Here is a 17,670-nt window from a genome sequence, read left to right on the forward strand (position 1 = left end):
ACCGCCCCGGGCCGGATTGCCCGGAACTAGAGGCCCCGCCCGGCATAGGGCCCGGCGGGCGAAGGAAATCTCATGTTTGACGTAAAGAAAGTATCGATCGAGTGGGGCGGTGAAACGCTCACTCTCGAAACGGGCAAGGTTGCCCGCCAGGCTGACGGCGCCGTCGTCGCGACCCTGGGCGAAACGGTCGTCCTGTGCGCCGTGACCGCCGCCAAGACGGTCAAGGAAGGGCAGGACTTCTTCCCGCTTACCGTCCATTATCAGGAAAAATATTCGGGCGCGGGCCGCATTCCCGGCGGCTTCTTCAAGCGCGAACGCGGTGCGACCGAAAAGGAAACGCTGGTTTCGCGTTTGACCGATCGTCCGATCCGTCCGCTGTTTCCCGAAGGTTTCTATAACGAAATCAACGTTATCGCTCAGGTTCTGAGCTATGACGGCCACAACGAGCCCGACATCCTCGCGATGATCGCCGCGTCGGCCGCGCTCACGATTTCGGGCGTGCCCTTCATGGGTCCGATCGGCGCTGCACGCGTCGGTTATCTGAACGGCGAATATATCCTGAACCCGACCGACGCACAGGTTGCCGAAGGCGACCTCGATCTCGTCGTCGCCGCCACCTATGACGCCGTGATGATGGTCGAATCCGAAGCAAACGAGCTGTCGGAAGAGATCATGCTCGGCGCCGTGCTGTTCGCGCACGATGCGTGCAAGGATGTCGTCAAGGCGATCGTCAAGCTTGCCGAACAGGCTGCCAAGGATCCGTGGGACATGGCCGAGCAGGCCGACCTGTCGGCCGCCAAGGACAAGCTGAAGAAGCTGATCGGCAAGGACATCGCCGCGGCGTACAAGCTGACCGACAAATCGGCCCGCTCGAACGCGCTCAACGAAGCGCGCGCTGCTGCGAAGGCCGCGTTTGCTGATGCCGCGCCGCAGGACCAGATGGCTGCGGGCAAGCTGATGAAGAAGCTCGAAGCCGAAATCGTTCGCGGTGCCATCCTCAAGGACGGCAAGCGCATCGACGGACGCACGACGACGCAGATTCGTCCGATCGTCGCCGAAACGCACTTCCTGCCGCGCGCGCATGGCTCGGCGCTGTTCACCCGCGGCGAGACGCAGACGATCGCGACCTGCACCTTGGGTACCAAGGAAAGCGAGCAGATGATCGACGGGCTCAACGGCCTGTCCTATTCGAACTTCATGCTGCACTATAACTTCCCGCCCTATTCGGTCGGTGAAGTCGGTCGTTTCGGGGCGCCCAGCCGCCGCGACATCGGCCATGGCAAGCTGGCATGGCGTGCGCTGCACGCGGTGCTGCCGACCAAGGACGAGTTCCCCTATACGATCCGCATCACCAGCGACATCACCGAGTCGAACGGCTCGTCGTCGATGGCGTCGGTCTGCGGCGGGTCGCTCGCGATGATGGACGCCGGTGTGCCGATCAAGCGCCCGGTTTCGGGTATCGCGATGGGCCTGATCCTCGAAGGCAAGGATTTCGCGATCCTGTCCGACATCCTGGGCGATGAAGATCATCTCGGCGACATGGACTTCAAGGTTGCGGGCACGTCCGAAGGCATCACCACGATGCAGATGGACATCAAGATTGCGGGCATCACGCGCGAGATCTTCGAAGCCGCTCTGAATCAGGCCAAGGAAGGCCGCGCGCACATCCTGGGCGAGATGAACAAGGCGCTGGGCGAAGCCCGCACCGAGTTGTCGGCCCACGCTCCGCGTATCGAGACGATGCAGATCGACAAGGCGAAGATCCGCGACATCATCGGTACCGGCGGCAAGGTGATCCGCGAGATCGTCGCGACCACCGGCGCCAAGGTCGACATCGACGATGAAGGCCTGATCAAGATCTCGTCGAGCGATCCCGAGCAGATCGAAGCCGCTCGGAAGTGGATTTCGGGCATCGTCGAGGAAGCCGAAGTCGGCAAGATCTATGATGGCAAGGTCGTCAACCTCGTCGATTTCGGTGCGTTCGTGAATTTCATGGGCGGCAAGGACGGTCTCGTCCACGTCAGCGAAATCGCCAACGAGCGCGTCGAGAAAGTTGCCGACGTCCTGAGCGAAGGCCAGGAGGTCAAGGTCAAGGTTCTCGAGATCGACCCGCGCGGCAAGGTTCGCCTGTCGATGCGCGTCGTCAATCAGGAAACCGGCGAAGAGCTGGAAGACACCCGCCCGCCGCGCGAACCGCGCAGCGATCGTGGTCCGCGCCGTGACGGCGGCGACCGCGGTGACCGTGGCGATCGCGGCCCGCGTGGCGGCGGTGGCGGTCGTGATCGCGGCCCGCGTCGCGACGGCGGCGGCGGCGGCGAAGGTCGCGGCGATCGTGGCCCGCGCCGCGAACGCAGCGAAGGTCCGGAAGACCAGGGCCATGTGCCCGACTTCCTGAAGGACTAAAGCTTCCGATACCGGATCAGGAAAGGGGCCGCGAAAGCGGCCCCTTTTTCGTTGGCGGAGCCGGTGATGGGCGGCCTTTCATCGAAAGCGGCCGCCCGCTCGCTTGAGCCGGCGCGGGGTATTTGGTAGCAGAACATATAGTGAATGATCTGCGAGGTTTTCCCTTCCACATGACAACCCTCTTCTCTTCCTCCGACGGCCTCGCGCGTTGCGGCTGGTGCGCGGCGTCGGCGGATTATATCGCCTATCACGATAGCGAATGGGGCTTCCCGGTTGCCGATGACCGGCGATTGTTCGAAAAGCTCAGCCTCGAGGGCTTTCAGTCGGGTCTCAGCTGGCGCACCATCCTGATGAAGCGCGACAATTTTCGCGCGGCGTTCGCCGGCTTCGATTTCGACCAGGTTGCCGGCTTCGACGAACGCGATGTCGAGCGACTGGTGCAGGACGCGGGGATCGTGCGCCATCGCGGCAAGATCGAGGCGGTCATCAACAACGCAAGCCGCGGATCGTGCGCCATCGCGGCAAGATCGAGGCGGTCATCAACAACGCAAGCCGCGCGCAGGAACTGGTGCGCGAGAAAGGCTCGCTCGCAGCCTATGTCTGGGGCTTTGAACCCGATGGCGATGCGCCGCATCTGGCTTCGACCTCGCCCGCGTCGATTGCGATGTCGAAGGATCTCAAGAAGCGCGGCTGGAAATTCGTCGGACCCACCACCGTGCATGCGTTCATGCAGGCGATGGGTCTGATCAACGACCATGCCGAGGGCTGCGCCATTCGCGCGCGGGCAGCAGGCGCGCGACTGGCGTTTCGGCCGCCCGGCGCTTGACTGCTAACGGGATCGGCCTTCAGAAACGCCACGATCCTGCGCCAGCTATCCGCCTGCGAACCGCTCGGCATAGACGGCGCGCAGCCGCACCCAATTGTCCCAGTGTGGCGCGGGCGTCGTGCCGCGCAGCGTGGCTTCGAGCACATCGACATGCGCGTGCCAACCGGCGCTGACGTTCAGCCGGACGGTCACATCCTCGACGCGCTTGTGGACGATCGTCAGCAGCACGTCGTCGCCCTGTTCCTGAAGGCTGAAAGTCACGCCGCCGGTGCTGCCCCAGGTGATCGACAGGCTGTGCGGCGGATCGATCGTGGTGACTTCGCAGGTCATCCGGTTTTCGGCGTTCATGCCCTCGGGCCGTTCGCCCGGCGGATCGGTCAGCTCGTCGTTGCGCCACACGAATTCGACCGGCGCGCCGACCTTTTCCTCCATTGTGCCCGCAGCGAGCCACTGGCGGCGCAGCTCGCCGTTGGTGAGATAGGCCCAGACACGATCGATCGGGCCGGGGAGCAAGCGCTGGAGCGTCAGAGTCGCGGGTTCGGTCAGCGCGCCATAGGCGTCGTCGGTCAGCATGGCAGTCATCATCATTCTCCTTCTTTCCCGGGGAGGGGGGTCGCGGGGGGGACAAGGGGCGCATCGCGGAGCAGTTGCTCAAGCGTATCGAGCCGGTCGGTCCAGAAGCGGCGATAGATACCGAGCCACTGGTCGGCGTTCATCAGCGGCACCGGATCAAGGCTGCACATATGGGTGCGGCCGCACACGTCGCGGCGGATCAGTCCCGCCGCTTCGAGCACCTTGATATGCTTCGATGCCGCCGCGAGCGACATCGCGAAGGGCTCGGCAAGCTCGCCGACGCTACGCTCGCCTGCGGCGAGTTCGCCGAGCATCGAACGGCGCGTCGCATCGCCGAGGGCGTGAAAGATCGTGTCGAGTGTGCGCGCATCATGTTCAACCATGTAGTTGAATATGAAGTCGTCTGATCCAACTGTCAACCATTTGGTTGAATGAAGACTAGGACACGAACGAACAGACGCTTATCCGCCGACCAGCGCCGATTTCGCCGGGCCAATTTGCCCCTTCCCCTTTTCGAATCGTCGCGGCGTCTTGGCGCGGCCGCCGTCAGCGTATAGCCTGATGCCACCCCTTGTCCGACCCAGAGTGAGTCCATGATTTTTGAAACCCTGATCCTGACATTTGCCATGGCCACTGCGGCAGCACCGGCATCGAGTCCGATTCCGGCTCCGCCCCCTCGGCCGAAGATGATGGCGCCGCCGCCTCCGCCGCCGCCGCTCCCCCCGCCGCTCCCTGGGCCCCCGAGGGCCGACGCACCCGACACGCGCCCCTATGTCGCGCTCGTCACCAACGCCGGCACGATCACCGTTCGGCTGGAGGACAAGCGCGCGCCCGGTACCGCGGCCAATTTCCTGCGCTATGTCGACACGAAACGGATGGACGGGTTCAAATTTTATCGCTCGACGAAAAGCTGGGGCGGCGCGAGTGCGCTGGTCCAGGGGGGCAATCGCGGCGATGCGCGCCGGAATTTCCCGCCGATCGCGCACGAGCCGACGAATGTCACTGGCCTGACCGCGTGCAAGGGCGCGATTCTGATGGCGCGCGGCGCGCCTGGTGATGCCACCAGCGATTTCTTCCTGCTGCTTGCCGATGTGCCGGGTTTCAACGCCGACCCGTCGGCGAGTGGCGATAATGCAGGCTTTGCGGTCTTTGGCGAGCTGGTCGGGGGCGCCGACGTCGTCCAGAAACTCTATGATGCGCCCACTTCGCCGACCGCGGGCCATGGCGTGATGGTCGGGCAGATGCTCGAGCCGCAGTTTACGATCGTCTCGGCGCGCCGCGTTCCGGCGCCGGTCGGTGCCCCTAAAGGCTGCGTCGTGAAAGCAGCGCCTTGACCGAGCGAGCGGGTGCCGGAACCCGGACAAATCGCCTGATCATTTATTTTGCGTTCATGCGCGCTGTGGCTATACCGCGCGCATGACTCAACGCCCCTCCGGTCGCGCCGCTGCGCGCCTTATCGCCGCCGCTCTTGTGATTTCGCCGATGCTGGCCGCCTGTGCCGGCGGCGCGGGGGTGAAGAAAGACACGCGCTACATCGCGCGCGACGTCAACACGCTGTACCGTGCGGCGCAGGATCGCCTCGACCGCAAGCAATACAAGATTGCCGCGGCGCTGTTCGACGAGGTCGAGCGCCAGCATCCCTATTCGCCCTGGGCGCGCCGCGCGCAGCTGATGAGTTCGTTCAGCTATTATATGGACCGCGAATATACGCCGGCGATCGAGTCCGCGCAGCGCTTCCTTGCGATCCATCCGGGCAACAAGGACGCGCCCTATGCCTATTATCTGATCGCGCTCAGCTATTATGAGCAGATCAGCGACGTCACCCGCGACCAGAAGATCACCCAGCAGGCGATGGATGCGCTCGGCGAAGTGATCCGCCGCTATCCCGACACCCGCTACGCCTCCGACGCGCGGCTGAAGGTCGACCTCGTCCAGGATCACCTTGCCGGCAAGGAGATGGAGATCGGCCGCTTCTATCAGCGCAGCTCGAACTGGCTCGCCGCGTCGATCCGCTTCCGCGAAGTGACGGAGAAGTTCCAGATGACGAGCCACGCTGCCGAAGCGCTCTATCGCCTGACTGAATGCTATCTCGCGCTCGGCATTCCCGAGGAAGCGAAGAAGTCGGCCGCTGTGCTCGGCGCCAACTATCCGGGCAGCGAATGGTATGAGCGCGCGTACAAGCTGATGCAGAAGAACGCGCCGACCGCCTGAGCGTTCGCGGCCAGATATATCCATGGGAGTAAGTATGCGTTCCCCCGCGAAGGCGGGGGTCCATCTTCGACGCGAAGCGTCGAAGGGTACGCTGCCGCTCGCTTCTCTCGTTGCCGCTGGACCCCCGCCTTCGCGGGGGAGCACCTCTTCCTTGTCTCAGTGGTACAATCGCCTTCGCGGGAATAGATTCGCATTTTGTTCTGCGTTAAGAGCGGGGCATGCTGACGGCGCTTTCCATCGCCAATATCGTTCTGATCGAACGGCTCGACCTTGATTTCGAGGCCGGACTGGGCGTGCTCACGGGCGAGACGGGCGCAGGCAAATCGATCCTGCTCGACGCGCTCGGCCTGGCGCTGGGCATGCGCGCCGACAGCGCGCTGGTTCGGCAGGGCACCGACAAGGCGCAGGTGACCGCCAGCTTCACCCCTCCATCCCATGGCTCGCCCCTCGCAGCGTTGCTCGCGGAAAATGAAATCGCGCTCGATGCGGGCGAACCGCTGCTGATCCGCCGCACGCTGAAAGCCGACGGCGGCAGCCGCGCCTTCCTGAACGACCAGCCCTGCTCGGCGGCGCTGCTCCGCGAGGTCGGAACCTGGCTGGTCGAAATCCACGGCCAGCATGACGATCGCGGTCTGCTCGCGCCTGCGGGACATCGCGCTCTGCTCGACACATATGCGCGCGCGGACACTGGCGCGGTCGCGCGTGCGCATGCGGCATGGCGCACCGCCGAGGAGAGGCTGGCGGCCGCCAAAGCCGCGATCTCCGAAGCGACGCGCGACCGGGAATGGATCGAACATTGCGTTGCCGAGTTGCGCACGCTGAACCCGCAGCTGGGCGAGGAGGCCGAACTCGCCGAGGCGCGGGCGGCGATGCAGAAAGGCGAACGGATCGCCGGCGACCTTGGCGCCATCATGGAAGCGTTCGACGGCAGCGCGGGCGGCCCGGCGCTGCTGCGCGGCGCGGCGCGGCGGCTCGACCGGCTCGCGGGCGATCATCCCCTGCTCGCCGAAGCACTCGCGGGTCTCGACCGCGCGATCATCGAGGCTGACGAGGCCGAGCAGGCGTTGCACTCCGCCGCGCGCGCGATGGAATATGATCCCGAGCGACTGGAAGCGACGGAAACGCGCCTGTTCGAACTTCGCGCGATGGCCCGCAAACATGGTGTTCAGCCCGACGCGCTCGCAGAATATACGGGCGAGCTTGCCGCACGCCTCGACGCGATCGAGGGCGGCACGCTCGGCCTTGCCAAGCTCGAGGCCGCGGTCGCCGAAACCGCCGCTGCTTATACCCACGCCGCCACCGCACTCTCCGGTCTGCGCAGCAAGGCGGCGGTGCGGCTCGACGCGGCGGTTGCGGGCGAGCTGGTCCCGCTCAAGCTCGACGCCGCGCGCTTTCAGACGCTTGTCGAACGTCTTCCTGCCGAACGTTGGGGTCCCGACGGCATGGACCGCGTCGAATATCTCATCGCGACGAACCCCGGCGCACCTTTCGCTCCGCTCGCCAAGATCGCGAGCGGCGGTGAATTGTCGCGCTTCATCCTCGCGCTGAAGGTTGCGCTCGCCGAAGAGGGCGGCGCCGATACGATCATCTTCGACGAGATCGACCGCGGCGTCGGCGGCGCGGTGGCGAGCGCGATCGGCGAACGGCTGGCCAGACTGGCCAAAGGGAACGGCGAAGGCGCAGGCAAGCAGTTGCTCGCCGTCACGCACAGCCCGCAGGTCGCTGCCAAGGGTGCGGCGCATTTCGTGATCGCCAAATCGAGCGAAGGCACGGTGACCCGCACGAGCGTCCACGCCCTCGACGACGCGGGTCGCCGCGAGGAGATCGCGCGGATGCTCTCGGGCACCGAAGTCACCGAAGAGGCGCGAGCGCAGGCGGAGAGGCTGCTGGAGAGCGTATGAGCACGGGCGATACTCGGGACGACGGCTCTCTCGCGTGCTCCGGCTTCCTGCCGACTAGAACGCTCGCGATGGAACAGAGCTGAGGCTGGCGATGGCGGCACATCCGCTCGATCGGCCGATCTGGACCATGCTCACCGGGCGGCAGGCGCATCTGGCCGAGGGCGATGCGCGCGCGCTGCGGATCGACCGCGGCTATGGCGTGTTCGGCGTCGCGGTGGATGCAGGCAGCGAAGCGCAAGCGGCGCTGGCGGCGCTGGTTCCCGATGATGGCGAACTGTGGATCGTCGAGAGCGATCCCTGGCCGGTCCCGGCGGGCACGCGCGAGGTCAAGCGCGCGGTGCTCGCGCAGATGGTTGCCGACGGCGCACCGCCCGAAGCGCGGGCGGGCGAAGCCGAAATGCTGGCGCTCGGCGAAGGGGACGCGGCCGAAATGGCGGCGCTTGCCGATCATGCGAAGCCCGGTCCGTGGGGGCCGAAGACGCACCTTTACGGCCCCTTCTTCGGCATCCGCGAAAGCGGCCGGCTGCTCGCGATGGCAGGGCAGCGCATTCTGGTGCCGGGCATGGCCGAGGTGAGCGGCGTTTCGACGTGGGAAGACTGCCGCGGGCGCGGACTTGCGCGTTCGCTGATCGGTCATGTCATGCGCGCGATGGTGGCGCGCGGCGAACAGCCGTTCCTGCACAGCTATGCCGACAATGCGGGTGCGATCGCGCTCTATGAATCGCTCGGCTTTCGCATCCGGCGCGCGGTGCATGTGCTGGCGATCGCCCGATGATGAACCGGCGCGACCATCTGGCGGCGCTGCTCGCGATGGCGGCGGCGCTGCTGCCCGCGACGAAACTGCGCGCTCTGGAGGACAAGATGGAAGAAGCCGATCCGCAATATGGCCTCATCGGCCAGATGATCGCGCAGCCGGGACAGCGCGCGGCGCTCGTCGCGATCCTGTCCGAAGGCACCGATGCGATGCCGGGCAACATCGCCTATCTGATCGGCGAAGACAGCGCGAACCCCGATGCGATCTGGATCGTCGAGCTGTGGGACGACAAGGAATCGCACGCGGCGTCGCTGCAACTGCCGGGCGTGCAGGACGCGATCAAAAGGGGGCGTCCGCTGATTGCAGGATTTGGCACTCGCGCCGAGTTCAAGCCGGTGGCAAATAGCCGCGCATGACAGAGATGGAATCGCTGCCCGACGCCGACGCCGCCAACGAACTGATGCGTCTGGCGAAGACGATCGCTCATCACAACAAACGTTATCACGCCGAGGATGCGCCCGAGATTTCGGATGCCGATTATGACGCGCTCGTTCGCCGCAACAACGCGCTGGAGACCGCTTTCCCGCACCTGATCCGCGCCGACAGCCCGAACCGGCTGGTCGGCGCCGCGGTCGAAAGCTCACCGCTCGCCAAGGTGACGCATGCGCAGCGGATGATGAGCCTCGACAATGCGTTTGCGGCCGAGGACGTCGAAGAGTTTGCGGCGCGGGTGCGAAGGTTCCTGAACCTTGCCGACGACGCCGCCGTCGCGCTGACCGCCGAGGACAAGATCGACGGCCTGTCGTGCTCGCTGCGCTATGAGGGCGGCAAGCTGGTGCAAGCCGCGACGCGCGGCGACGGCAGCGTAGGAGAGGATGTGACCGCGAACGTCGGCACGATCGCCGATATTCCGCAGCAGTTGAAGGGCGATGTTCCCGACGTCTTCGAGATTCGCGGCGAGGTCTATATGGCGAAGGCCGATTTCGCCGCGCTCAATGCGCGCCTCCTTGCCGAGGCCGACGATCCCGAAAAGGCGCGCCAGTTCGCCAATCCGCGCAACGCCGCCGCCGGATCGCTGCGCCAGAAGGATGCGGGCGTCACCGCCGCGCGCCCGCTGCGTTTCCTCGCGCATGGCTGGGGTGAAGCGAGCGACGTGCCGGCCGCGACGCAGTATGAGATGATGCGGCTGATCGAAAGCTGGGGCGTGCCGGTGTCGCCGTTGCTGCAACGCTTCGAAAGCGTCGCCGAAGTCCTCGCGCATTATCGCAGGATCGAAGCCGAGCGCGCCGAGATGCCCTATGACATCGACGGCGTCGTTTATAAGGTCGACCGGCTCGACTGGCAGGGGCGCCTCGGCTTTGTCGCGAAAGCGCCGCGCTGGGCAATCGCGCATAAATTCCCCGCCGAGCGCGCACAGACGACGCTCGAAGCGATCGATATTCAGGTCGGGCGTACCGGCAAGCTGACCCCCGTCGGTCGGCTCGTCCCGGTCACCGTCGGCGGCGTCGTCGTGTCGAACGTCACGCTGCACAACCGCGACGAGATCGGCCGCCTCGGCGTGCGTCCGGGCGACCGTGTGATGATCCAGCGCGCCGGCGACGTCATCCCGCAGGTGGTCGAAAATCTGACGCGCGACGAGGACCGCGCGCCGTACCTGTTTCCCGACCATTGCCCCGTCTGCAACAGCGAGGCGGTCGCCGAGGACGGCGAAGTCGACGTCCGCTGCACCGGCGGCCTGATCTGCAATGCGCAGAAGTTCGAGCGCCTCCGCCATTTCGTCAGCCGCGGCGCGCTCGACATCGAAGGGCTGGGCGAGAAGAGCATTCAGGAATTTCTCGACCTCGGCTGGCTCGACAAGGGGCCTGCCGACATCTTCCGGCTGAAGCACCACCGCGCCGCGCTGCTGGGACGCGAAGGCTGGAAGGAGAAGTCGGTCGACAATCTCTTCGCCGCGATCGAGGCGAAGCGCGCGCCCGACGCCGCGCGATTGCTCTTCGGGCTCGGCATTCGCCACGTCGGCGCGGTCACTGCGCGCGACCTGCTGAAGGGGCTCGGCGACATCGGGCTGCTCCCGGCAAAGGCCGCCGAAATTCAGGCCTATCTCGACGCGCAGCCACAGGCCGAAGGCGAATCCGACGGGAAGTTCGTCGCGCGCAAGATGGACGCGATCAAGGCGATTCTCGAAGTCCGGGCGGACGGCATCGGGCCTGCGGTTGCCGAAGCGCTCGGCGATTTCTTCCACGAACCGCACAACCGCGACCTGTGGGACGACCTGCTCTCCGAAGTGACGCCGCCGCCCTATGTCGTCGAAACGCGCGAAAGCGAGGTGTCGGGGATGACCGTCGTGTTCACCGGCAAGCTCGAAACGATGAGCCGCGACGAAGCGAAGGCGCAGGCCGAGGCTTTGGGCGCCAAGGCCGCGGGTTCGGTGAGCGCGAAAACCGACCTGGTCGTGGCGGGACCGGGCGCGGGGTCAAAGCTCAAGCAGGCGAGCGCGCTCGGAATTCGCGTGATCGACGAGGCCGATTGGGCCAGGATCGTCGAGGCGGCGGGGTGAGAAGACAGCCGCCCTCGTCTCCCCGGACCGGATCCCGGGTCCATGACGCCGGGGCGGACATGGGTGCCGGATCACGTCCGGCATGACGAAGATGGGATGAGGGTGATAGAAGCCGTGCACGCCGTCCCGGACGGTGCAATCAAAATGCTGTGAGGGGGCCACATGGCAAAGCGTGATTTTCTGACCAGTCTGATGAGCGATCTGGAATCGCACACCGAAGTGCGGCGGTTCGGCAGCGGTTGGCTGTCCGGCTTTTTCGGGCTGCTTTTTGCGATCGCAGGCTTCTTCATGGTGATCGCGCTGCGCTTTCCCGACTGGTTTGCGACGCCGGAGCTGGAGATCGTCAAGAATTGGGGCGGCTTTCGCGGCGCCGTCCATATCGTGTTGCTGATCAGCTATGGCTTGTCCTTGCTCAGCCTGCTGCTCCGTCCGCGCAAGGCCCTCGGGCTCACCGCGCTGATGATCGGGCTCGCCGCGATTCTGGTGGGCGGATCGAACGTCCAGCCGCAGGAAACGCGCGACTGGGGGATTTTCTTCGGGCTCGATTTCTTCGTCGTGAACCTGCTCGTCACCGGTTTCATGTTCGCGCCGCTGGAGCGCGCCTTTCCGCATCGCCGCGCGCAGCGATTGTTCCGCACCGAATGGCGCGAGGATCTCTTCTATTATCTCGTCAGCACGATGTTCGTGCAGGTGCTGGGCTTCCTCGCGCTCGCGCCGCAGCAGTTCGTCAACGACCACACGAACAGCTGGGATGCCTTCCGCGCCGGCGTCGCCTCGCTGCCCTGGATCGTCCAGTTCCTGATCGTGCTCGTCGCGTCGGACTTCGTGCAATATTGGTTCCACCGCACCTTCCACCGTTACCCGTTCCTGTGGGGTTTCCACGCCGTGCACCACAGCGCGAAGTCGATGGACTGGCTCGCGGGGTCGCGGATGCATTTCGTCGAGATCATCCTGCTGCGCGCGATCACCTCGCTACCGCTCTTCACCCTGGGCTTCGCGCCGTCGGTGATGCAGGCCTATATCGGCTTTGTGTACGTCTGGTCGTCGCTGCTCCACGCCAATGTCGGTGGTAATTTCAATCGCCTCGGCCACTGGCTTGCGACGCCGCGTTTTCACCATTGGCACCACGGGCTCGAGCGCGAGGCGTTCGACGTCAATTTCTCGATCCACTTCCCCTGGATCGACAAATTATTCGGCACCTTCCATCTACCGAAGGATCGCTGGCCCGAAAATTACGGCATCCCCGAGGATGTGCCGAAAAAATATTGGGGCCAGTTCCTCTACCCTTGGACGCGGACGGGCAAGAAGACCGACGAGACGCCCGCGGAATAGCGATCAAGATGAGGCGCTTTGTCCGCTTGCCAGCGTCGCGGACGCGCCATAAGGCGCGGGGCGTGAGCATCCTCACCGCCTTTCGCCGTCCCGGCATCGTGCTGCTTCTGCCGCTGATCCTCGCGCTTGCGGCGCGCGTACTCGTCGCGCCGGGCTGGATGATCGAGAGCGATGCGGCGGGCAGCATCACCGTGCGCGTCTGTTCGGACCCGGCCAACCCCGGCGCGACGATGACGATTGCGCTTGAAAAGGCGGGCGATCATCAGCCGGGCGAGGGGCGGCAACATTGCCCATGGGGCGCGCTGGCCGCCGCGCCGATCGGCCCCGATCTTCCCATCTTGGTTGCACGGCTGACCGAAGCCGTCCCGGCTCCTGTCGCGACGCCGTCGCTCGGCTACGCGCCCGGCATCGCCTCGCCGCTGCCGCCGAGTACCGGACCCCCTGCCTTCGCCTGATCCAGACCGACCGGCTGCCCGCTTCGCGCGGCGCGGCCCGTGACTGCATCCAGCGAAGGAAATACCATGAAAACCCGTATCCATCGGACGGCGCCATGGCTGGCGCTTGCGACCTGTATCGTCGCCTCACATGCCCATGCCGAAGAGGCCGACACGACCATCATCGTCACCGCACCGACCGCGACCGACGCCGCCGAACAGCGCGCGTCGAAAACAGCCGGCGCCACCGACGTCGTCTCCTACGAAGAATATGCCGACAAATCGGTCGTCAGCTTGCGCGACACGCTGGCGTTCTCGCCCGGCGTCTATCTCCAGCCGCGCTATGGGCAAGAGGTGCGGATTTCGATCCGCGGTTCGGGGCTGTCGCGCGGCTTCCATATGCGCGGGCTGACGCTGTTGCAGGACGGTGTGCCGATCAATCTGGCCGACGACAATGGCGATTTCCAGGAACTCGAACCGATCTTCTTCGATCATCTCGAGGTGTATCGCGGCGCCAACGCGCTGCGCTTCGGTTCGGGCACGCTTGGCGGGGCGATCAACGGCGTGACCCCGACGGGACGCACGGCCGGGGGGATCTATCTACGCGGCGATGTCGGCAGCTTTGATATGGCGCGCGGGCTCGTCGCGGCGGGCATCGCGAGCGATCGCGTCGATGCGTGGGGCGCGATCAGCGCCGACCGCTCGGACGGCGACCGCAATCATGCGAAGCGCCGCAGCTTGCGCTTCCACGGCAATGTCGGGCTGAAGCTCGGCGATACGGTCTCGACGCGCTTCTATGCCAGTTACAACAACATCGACCAGCAATTGCCGGGCGCGCTGACCGCCGCGCAAGCGCTGACGACGCCGAGAATGGCGAATGCGGGCAGCGCGGCGGGCGACCAGCAGCGCGATATCGACTCGCTGCGCCTGCAGAACCGAACGAGTTTCGACTGGGGCGCGCTCAGGCTCGACGTTGGCGGTTTCGTCAACGCCAAGTCGCTCCACCACCCGATCTTCCAGCTCATCGACCAGAAATCGGTCGACGTCGGCACCTTCTTTCGCGCCGATTATGCCGCCGGTCCGGTCGAAGTGACGCTCGGCGGCGAGATCCGGCGCGGGAACACCCGGGCCCGCCAGTTCGTCAACGTCGCGGGCGCGCGCGGCGCGCTGACGTTCGACGCCGATCAGAAAGCGCAGACCGCCAATCTTTATGGCGAGCTGCGCGTCCGGCCCGTCGAAGCGCTGACGCTGATCGCGGGCGGTGTCTATGCCGACGGGTATCGCCAGCGCCACGTCCATCGCTCGGCGACTCCGGCGACCGACGGGCGGATCGATTTCGACAGCGTCTCGCCCAAATTCGGACTGTTGTTCGAACCATCGGCAACGGTCCAGATCTTCGCCAATTACAGTCGCTCGGCCGAATTTCCGGGTTTCGGCGAAGTGTTCCAGACGATCGGTACGCCGCCGACCAGCACCGTCGTGTCGGCCATTCGCCCGCAGCGCGCGCGGACCGCCGAAGTCGGCACGCGCGGCAAGGTGGGGATCATCCGCTGGGACCTCGCGCTGTACCGCGCGTCGATCACGGGCGAATTGCTGCAATTCACGACCAACAGCAATATCCCCGCGGCGACGTTCAACGCCGACCGCACGCGGCATCGGGGTATCGAGGCGGGGCTGGACATCGAACCGGCCGACTGGCTGCGCCTGCGCCAGGTTTATACCTATAGCGACTTCCGTTTCCGGAACGACGCGCAGTTCGGTGACAATCGCCTGCCGGTGGTGCCCAGACACGCCTATCGCGCCGAGCTGCGCGTCGGCACCGATGCGCTGCACATCGCGCCGAACCTCGAATGGGTGCCCGATGGACCGTTCGCCGATTATCGCAATCAGGTGCGAACGCCCGGCTACGCGCTGCTGGGCGTGACGGGCGGTGCACGGATCGGGCGCGGCCTCGACGCCTTCGTCGATGTCCGCAATATCACCGGGAAGAAGGCGATCGGCGACATCAGCGCGGCGATCGCCGCGAACGCTGCGTCGGCGATCTATTATCCCGTCGAGCGACGTGCGGTATCGGCGGGATTGAGGGCGCGTTTTTGACGGCGAAACGGCCCGGCATCGCCCTCCAACGATGCCGGGCCGCGCGCGGACGGGCAGGCTGCGACCCGGTTCAGCCCGCCGCGACGGCACGCGGCTCGGGCTGCGCGACGAGGGCGCCCGGAATCACCGCATGCATATCCTTGTTTTCGGGGACGATCGGCCACAACAGCTGCTGTCCGAGGGTCGCCGGTGGCAGATTCTCGACGCCATAGCTTTGGGGATAGCCGCGCGTGATCTTTGCCGTGCCGAACAGGACATCCCAGAAGAAGAGCAGGTTGCCGAAATTGCCCTTATAATTCACCGCCGGATCGTCGGCGTGGCGCCCGTGGTGGGCGTGGTGCGTTGCGGGGGTGCTGATCGTCCGTTCGACCAGCCACATGACGGGCGCCAGGGCCTTGATGCGATAGAACGGGGCGTCCCATGCGACATCGCTGTGCGCGCCGATGATCACCGTCATCTTGACGATCAGATAAAAGGCATAGAACCAGCCGAGGCCGAGATAGACGAGCACGCCAGCGAACCAGATGCTCGGCATCATCGCATAATAAAGCAGGTTGTTCCGGTAGACGAGCCGCATGCTCATATAGCGGGCATTGTGATGCGCGCGGTGGAGATTGTAGAGCCAGGCAAAGCTGTGCGACGCGCGGTGCCACCAATATTGCATCATATCCTCGCACACGAGGAACAGCGCGAGCGCCGCGACGACGGGCAGCGTTGCCAGCGCACCTTCATATTGCGGCAGGAAGCGTTGGCCGAGCGCCCCGACGACCAGCAGGATCGCCGGCTGGGTCAATATGGTCAGCGCCAATGTGCTGACAATCTCGACGATGCCGTCGTCGCGCGATTGTTCGGCTTTGGCAAAAAGCCGCGTGCGCGCGAGTTCGAGGAGGCCGAAGCCCAGATAGATGATCGCGACGATCAGGCTCGATTGAGCGGTTGTCAGCTGCATGTCCCTTCTCCCTTGTCCGGCTGCGCGTTGGCGCTTGTCTTTGACAGGCCTTTCGCACATTGCTTTGAGCAAGAATGCAAAGGTCTTATCATTTTGCCCGGGCGGCGCAGTCGATGCTGTCGCCACGCGCGTTGGCGCAGCTCGCTGCGCGGGCATCGGTGCGCCCGTTTTCGGACGGCCAGTTCATCCAGCATCAGGGCGATCCAGGCGACAGCTTCTGGGCGGTGATCGAGGGGAATGTCTTGATCGGCCGCTATGCCGAGGACGGCGCCTTCACCGCCTTTGGCGTGATGGGGCCGGGGGACTTGTTCGGCGAACTCGCTTTCTTCACCGGCGTGCCGCGTCAGGTCGATGCCGTCGCAAGCGGCCCCGCACGGCTCGCCGCGATCGATCGGCCGCTGCTGCGCTCGCTGATGTCCGCCGACGTGGGCTGGGCCGAACTGTTGCTGCGCAGCCTCGGCCGCCAGCTTGCGGTGGTGCTCGACATGGTCGACTCGGGGCGGCGGCTATCGTCGGCGGAGCGGCTGGCGCAATTGCTCGCGGCGATGGCCGCCGACAGCGCCGACGGCGTGACGGTGCGGGCAACGCAGCAGCAGCTGGCCGATCTGCTCGGCGTCTCGCGCGTCACGCTGGGAGCGGCGATGCGCCAGCTGACGGGTGCGGGCGTCGTCGATTGCGGCTATGGCCAAATCCGCTATCATGGCAGCGCGGCTGGCAAAGACAGTTTCATTTGAAACTAAATCATGATAGATCATCGTGTATGAAAGACGGCTTTTCCCACGTCCACGAAACGCCGCCGCCGGGGGCCGCGGACGATTGGACGATCGCCCAGAATTGGGATGCCTTTACCGCCGACGAACATGCGATGTGGGACCGGTTGTTTGCACGCCAGTCGGCGATGCTGCCGGGCCGTGCGTCAGAGGCATTTCTGCGCGGTATCGACGTTCTCAAACTCGAAAAGCCTGGCATTCCGGACTATCGCGAACTCAACGCGCGGCTGATGGCGGCGACGGGGTGGCAGGTCGTTGCCGTGCCGGGGCTCGTGCCCGACGATGTGTTCTTCGACCATCTGGCCAACCGCCGTTTCCCCGCGGGCAATTTCATCCGCACCCCCGAACAGCTCGACTATCTGCAGGAACCCGACGTCTTTCACGACGTCTTTGGCCACGTTCCGATGCTCGCCGACCCGGTGTTCGCCGACTATATGGTCGCCTACGGCGAAGGCGGGCTGCGCAGCCTGAAGTTCGACGCGCTGAAACAGCTCGCGCGGCTTTATTGGTATACCGTCGAATTCGGGCTGATTCGCGAAGCCGGCGGCTTGCGTATCTATGGCGCGGGGATCGTCTCCTCTTATGCCGAGAGCGTATTCGCGCTCGATTCGGACAGCCCGAACCGCATCGGCTTCGACCTCGCACGCGTGATGCGCACCGATTACCGGATCGACGATTTCCAGCAGAATTATTTCGTCATCGACAGCCTTGGCCAGTTGCTCGACACCACGGTGAATACCGACTTCGCGCCGCTCTATGCCGCGAACGATGCGCTGCCGGCGATCGCGATCGCCGACATCCTGCCGGGCGATGACGTGGTCACGCGCGGCACGCAGGACTATGCGCTCGCGAAGAGCAACTGA

At 65.2% G+C, this 17,670-nt stretch carries 16 protein-coding genes and 1 pseudogene; 14 read left to right on the plus strand and 3 right to left on the minus strand.

The window, feature by feature from the left end; genetic code table 11:
• The first annotated feature begins 72 nt into the window (after positions 1 to 72).
• The 3 genes and pseudogenes from pnp to ACO055_RS16650 all read left to right on the plus strand — a co-directional run bounded on the left by pnp (position 73) and on the right by ACO055_RS16650 (position 3,229).
• Complete coding sequence (pnp, locus tag ACO055_RS16640; RefSeq protein ID WP_422059951.1) at positions 73 to 2,403, plus strand: polyribonucleotide nucleotidyltransferase; 2,331 nt, start codon at positions 73 to 75, stop codon at positions 2,401 to 2,403.
• Positions 2,404 to 2,573: 170 nt separating this feature from the next.
• Positions 2,574 to 2,783 (plus strand): annotated as a pseudogene (locus tag ACO055_RS16645) (DNA-3-methyladenine glycosylase I); the annotation flags it as partial.
• Positions 2,784 to 2,911: 128 nt separating this feature from the next.
• On the plus strand, positions 2,912 to 3,229 hold the full coding sequence (locus ACO055_RS16650) for a DNA-3-methyladenine glycosylase I (protein WP_422059952.1): 318 nt from the start codon (positions 2,912 to 2,914) through the stop codon (positions 3,227 to 3,229).
• 45 nt (positions 3,230 to 3,274) lie between these two features.
• Here the strand turns inward: ACO055_RS16650 and ACO055_RS16655 are convergent, their stop codons facing one another.
• Positions 3,275 to 3,811, minus strand: coding sequence for an SRPBCC family protein (locus ACO055_RS16655; RefSeq protein WP_422059953.1), 537 nt, complete (start codon positions 3,809 to 3,811; stop codon positions 3,275 to 3,277).
• Between the two features lie 2 nt (positions 3,812 to 3,813).
• Complete coding sequence (locus tag ACO055_RS16660; RefSeq protein WP_422059954.1) at positions 3,814 to 4,185, minus strand: ArsR/SmtB family transcription factor; 372 nt, start codon at positions 4,183 to 4,185, stop codon at positions 3,814 to 3,816.
• Positions 4,186 to 4,395: 210 nt separating this feature from the next.
• Between ACO055_RS16660 and ACO055_RS16665 the strand changes: the two genes are divergently transcribed.
• The 9 genes from ACO055_RS16665 to ACO055_RS16705 all read left to right on the plus strand — a co-directional run bounded on the left by ACO055_RS16665 (position 4,396) and on the right by ACO055_RS16705 (position 15,088).
• A complete protein-coding gene (locus ACO055_RS16665) occupies positions 4,396 to 5,136 on the plus strand; it encodes a peptidylprolyl isomerase (protein WP_422059955.1) in 741 nt (246 codons plus the stop codon).
• A gap of 82 nt (positions 5,137 to 5,218) precedes the next feature.
• Complete coding sequence (locus ACO055_RS16670) at positions 5,219 to 6,013, plus strand: outer membrane protein assembly factor BamD (RefSeq protein WP_422059956.1); 795 nt, start codon at positions 5,219 to 5,221, stop codon at positions 6,011 to 6,013.
• A 218-nt stretch (positions 6,014 to 6,231) separates the two neighbouring features.
• Positions 6,232 to 7,914: a DNA repair protein RecN gene (recN, locus tag ACO055_RS16675; RefSeq protein ID WP_422059957.1), complete on the plus strand. Its 1,683-nt coding sequence runs from the start codon at positions 6,232 to 6,234 to the stop codon at positions 7,912 to 7,914.
• Between the two features lie 91 nt (positions 7,915 to 8,005).
• Entirely contained in the window at positions 8,006 to 8,689 is a 684-nt protein-coding gene (locus ACO055_RS16680) for a GNAT family N-acetyltransferase (RefSeq protein ID WP_422059958.1), read from the plus strand.
• Positions 8,689 to 9,084: a putative quinol monooxygenase gene (locus ACO055_RS16685; protein ID WP_422059959.1), complete on the plus strand. Its 396-nt coding sequence runs from the start codon at positions 8,689 to 8,691 to the stop codon at positions 9,082 to 9,084. The genes ACO055_RS16680 and ACO055_RS16685 overlap by 1 nt, the downstream gene beginning before the upstream one ends.
• A complete protein-coding gene (ligA, locus tag ACO055_RS16690) occupies positions 9,081 to 11,225 on the plus strand; it encodes an NAD-dependent DNA ligase LigA (protein ID WP_422059960.1) in 2,145 nt (714 codons plus the stop codon). Before ACO055_RS16685 ends, ligA begins: the two co-directional genes overlap by 4 nt.
• Positions 11,226 to 11,387: 162 nt before the next feature.
• Positions 11,388 to 12,557: a sterol desaturase family protein gene (locus ACO055_RS16695; protein WP_422059961.1), complete on the plus strand. Its 1,170-nt coding sequence runs from the start codon at positions 11,388 to 11,390 to the stop codon at positions 12,555 to 12,557.
• A gap of 62 nt (positions 12,558 to 12,619) precedes the next feature.
• Complete coding sequence (locus tag ACO055_RS16700) at positions 12,620 to 13,012, plus strand: hypothetical protein (RefSeq protein ID WP_422059962.1); 393 nt, start codon at positions 12,620 to 12,622, stop codon at positions 13,010 to 13,012.
• A 66-nt stretch (positions 13,013 to 13,078) separates the two neighbouring features.
• Positions 13,079 to 15,088 (plus strand): TonB-dependent receptor family protein, encoded by a 2,010-nt coding sequence (locus ACO055_RS16705; RefSeq protein WP_422059963.1) that lies wholly within the window; start codon positions 13,079 to 13,081, stop codon positions 15,086 to 15,088.
• 70 nt (positions 15,089 to 15,158) lie between these two features.
• Here ACO055_RS16705 and ACO055_RS16710 read toward each other — a convergent pair whose 3' ends face one another.
• Positions 15,159 to 16,037 (minus strand): sterol desaturase family protein, encoded by an 879-nt coding sequence (locus ACO055_RS16710; protein WP_422059964.1) that lies wholly within the window; start codon positions 16,035 to 16,037, stop codon positions 15,159 to 15,161.
• Between the two features lie 113 nt (positions 16,038 to 16,150).
• Between ACO055_RS16710 and ACO055_RS16715 the strand changes: the two genes are divergently transcribed.
• Both ACO055_RS16715 and phhA read left to right on the plus strand, forming a co-directional pair.
• Positions 16,151 to 16,771: a Crp/Fnr family transcriptional regulator gene (locus ACO055_RS16715; RefSeq protein ID WP_422059965.1), complete on the plus strand. Its 621-nt coding sequence runs from the start codon at positions 16,151 to 16,153 to the stop codon at positions 16,769 to 16,771.
• Between the two features lie 26 nt (positions 16,772 to 16,797).
• A complete protein-coding gene (gene phhA, locus ACO055_RS16720; RefSeq protein WP_422059966.1) occupies positions 16,798 to 17,670 on the plus strand; it encodes a phenylalanine 4-monooxygenase in 873 nt (290 codons plus the stop codon).

Source organism: Sphingopyxis sp. (assembly GCF_965227415.1).
Lineage (GTDB): Bacteria > Pseudomonadota > Alphaproteobacteria > Sphingomonadales > Sphingomonadaceae > Sphingopyxis.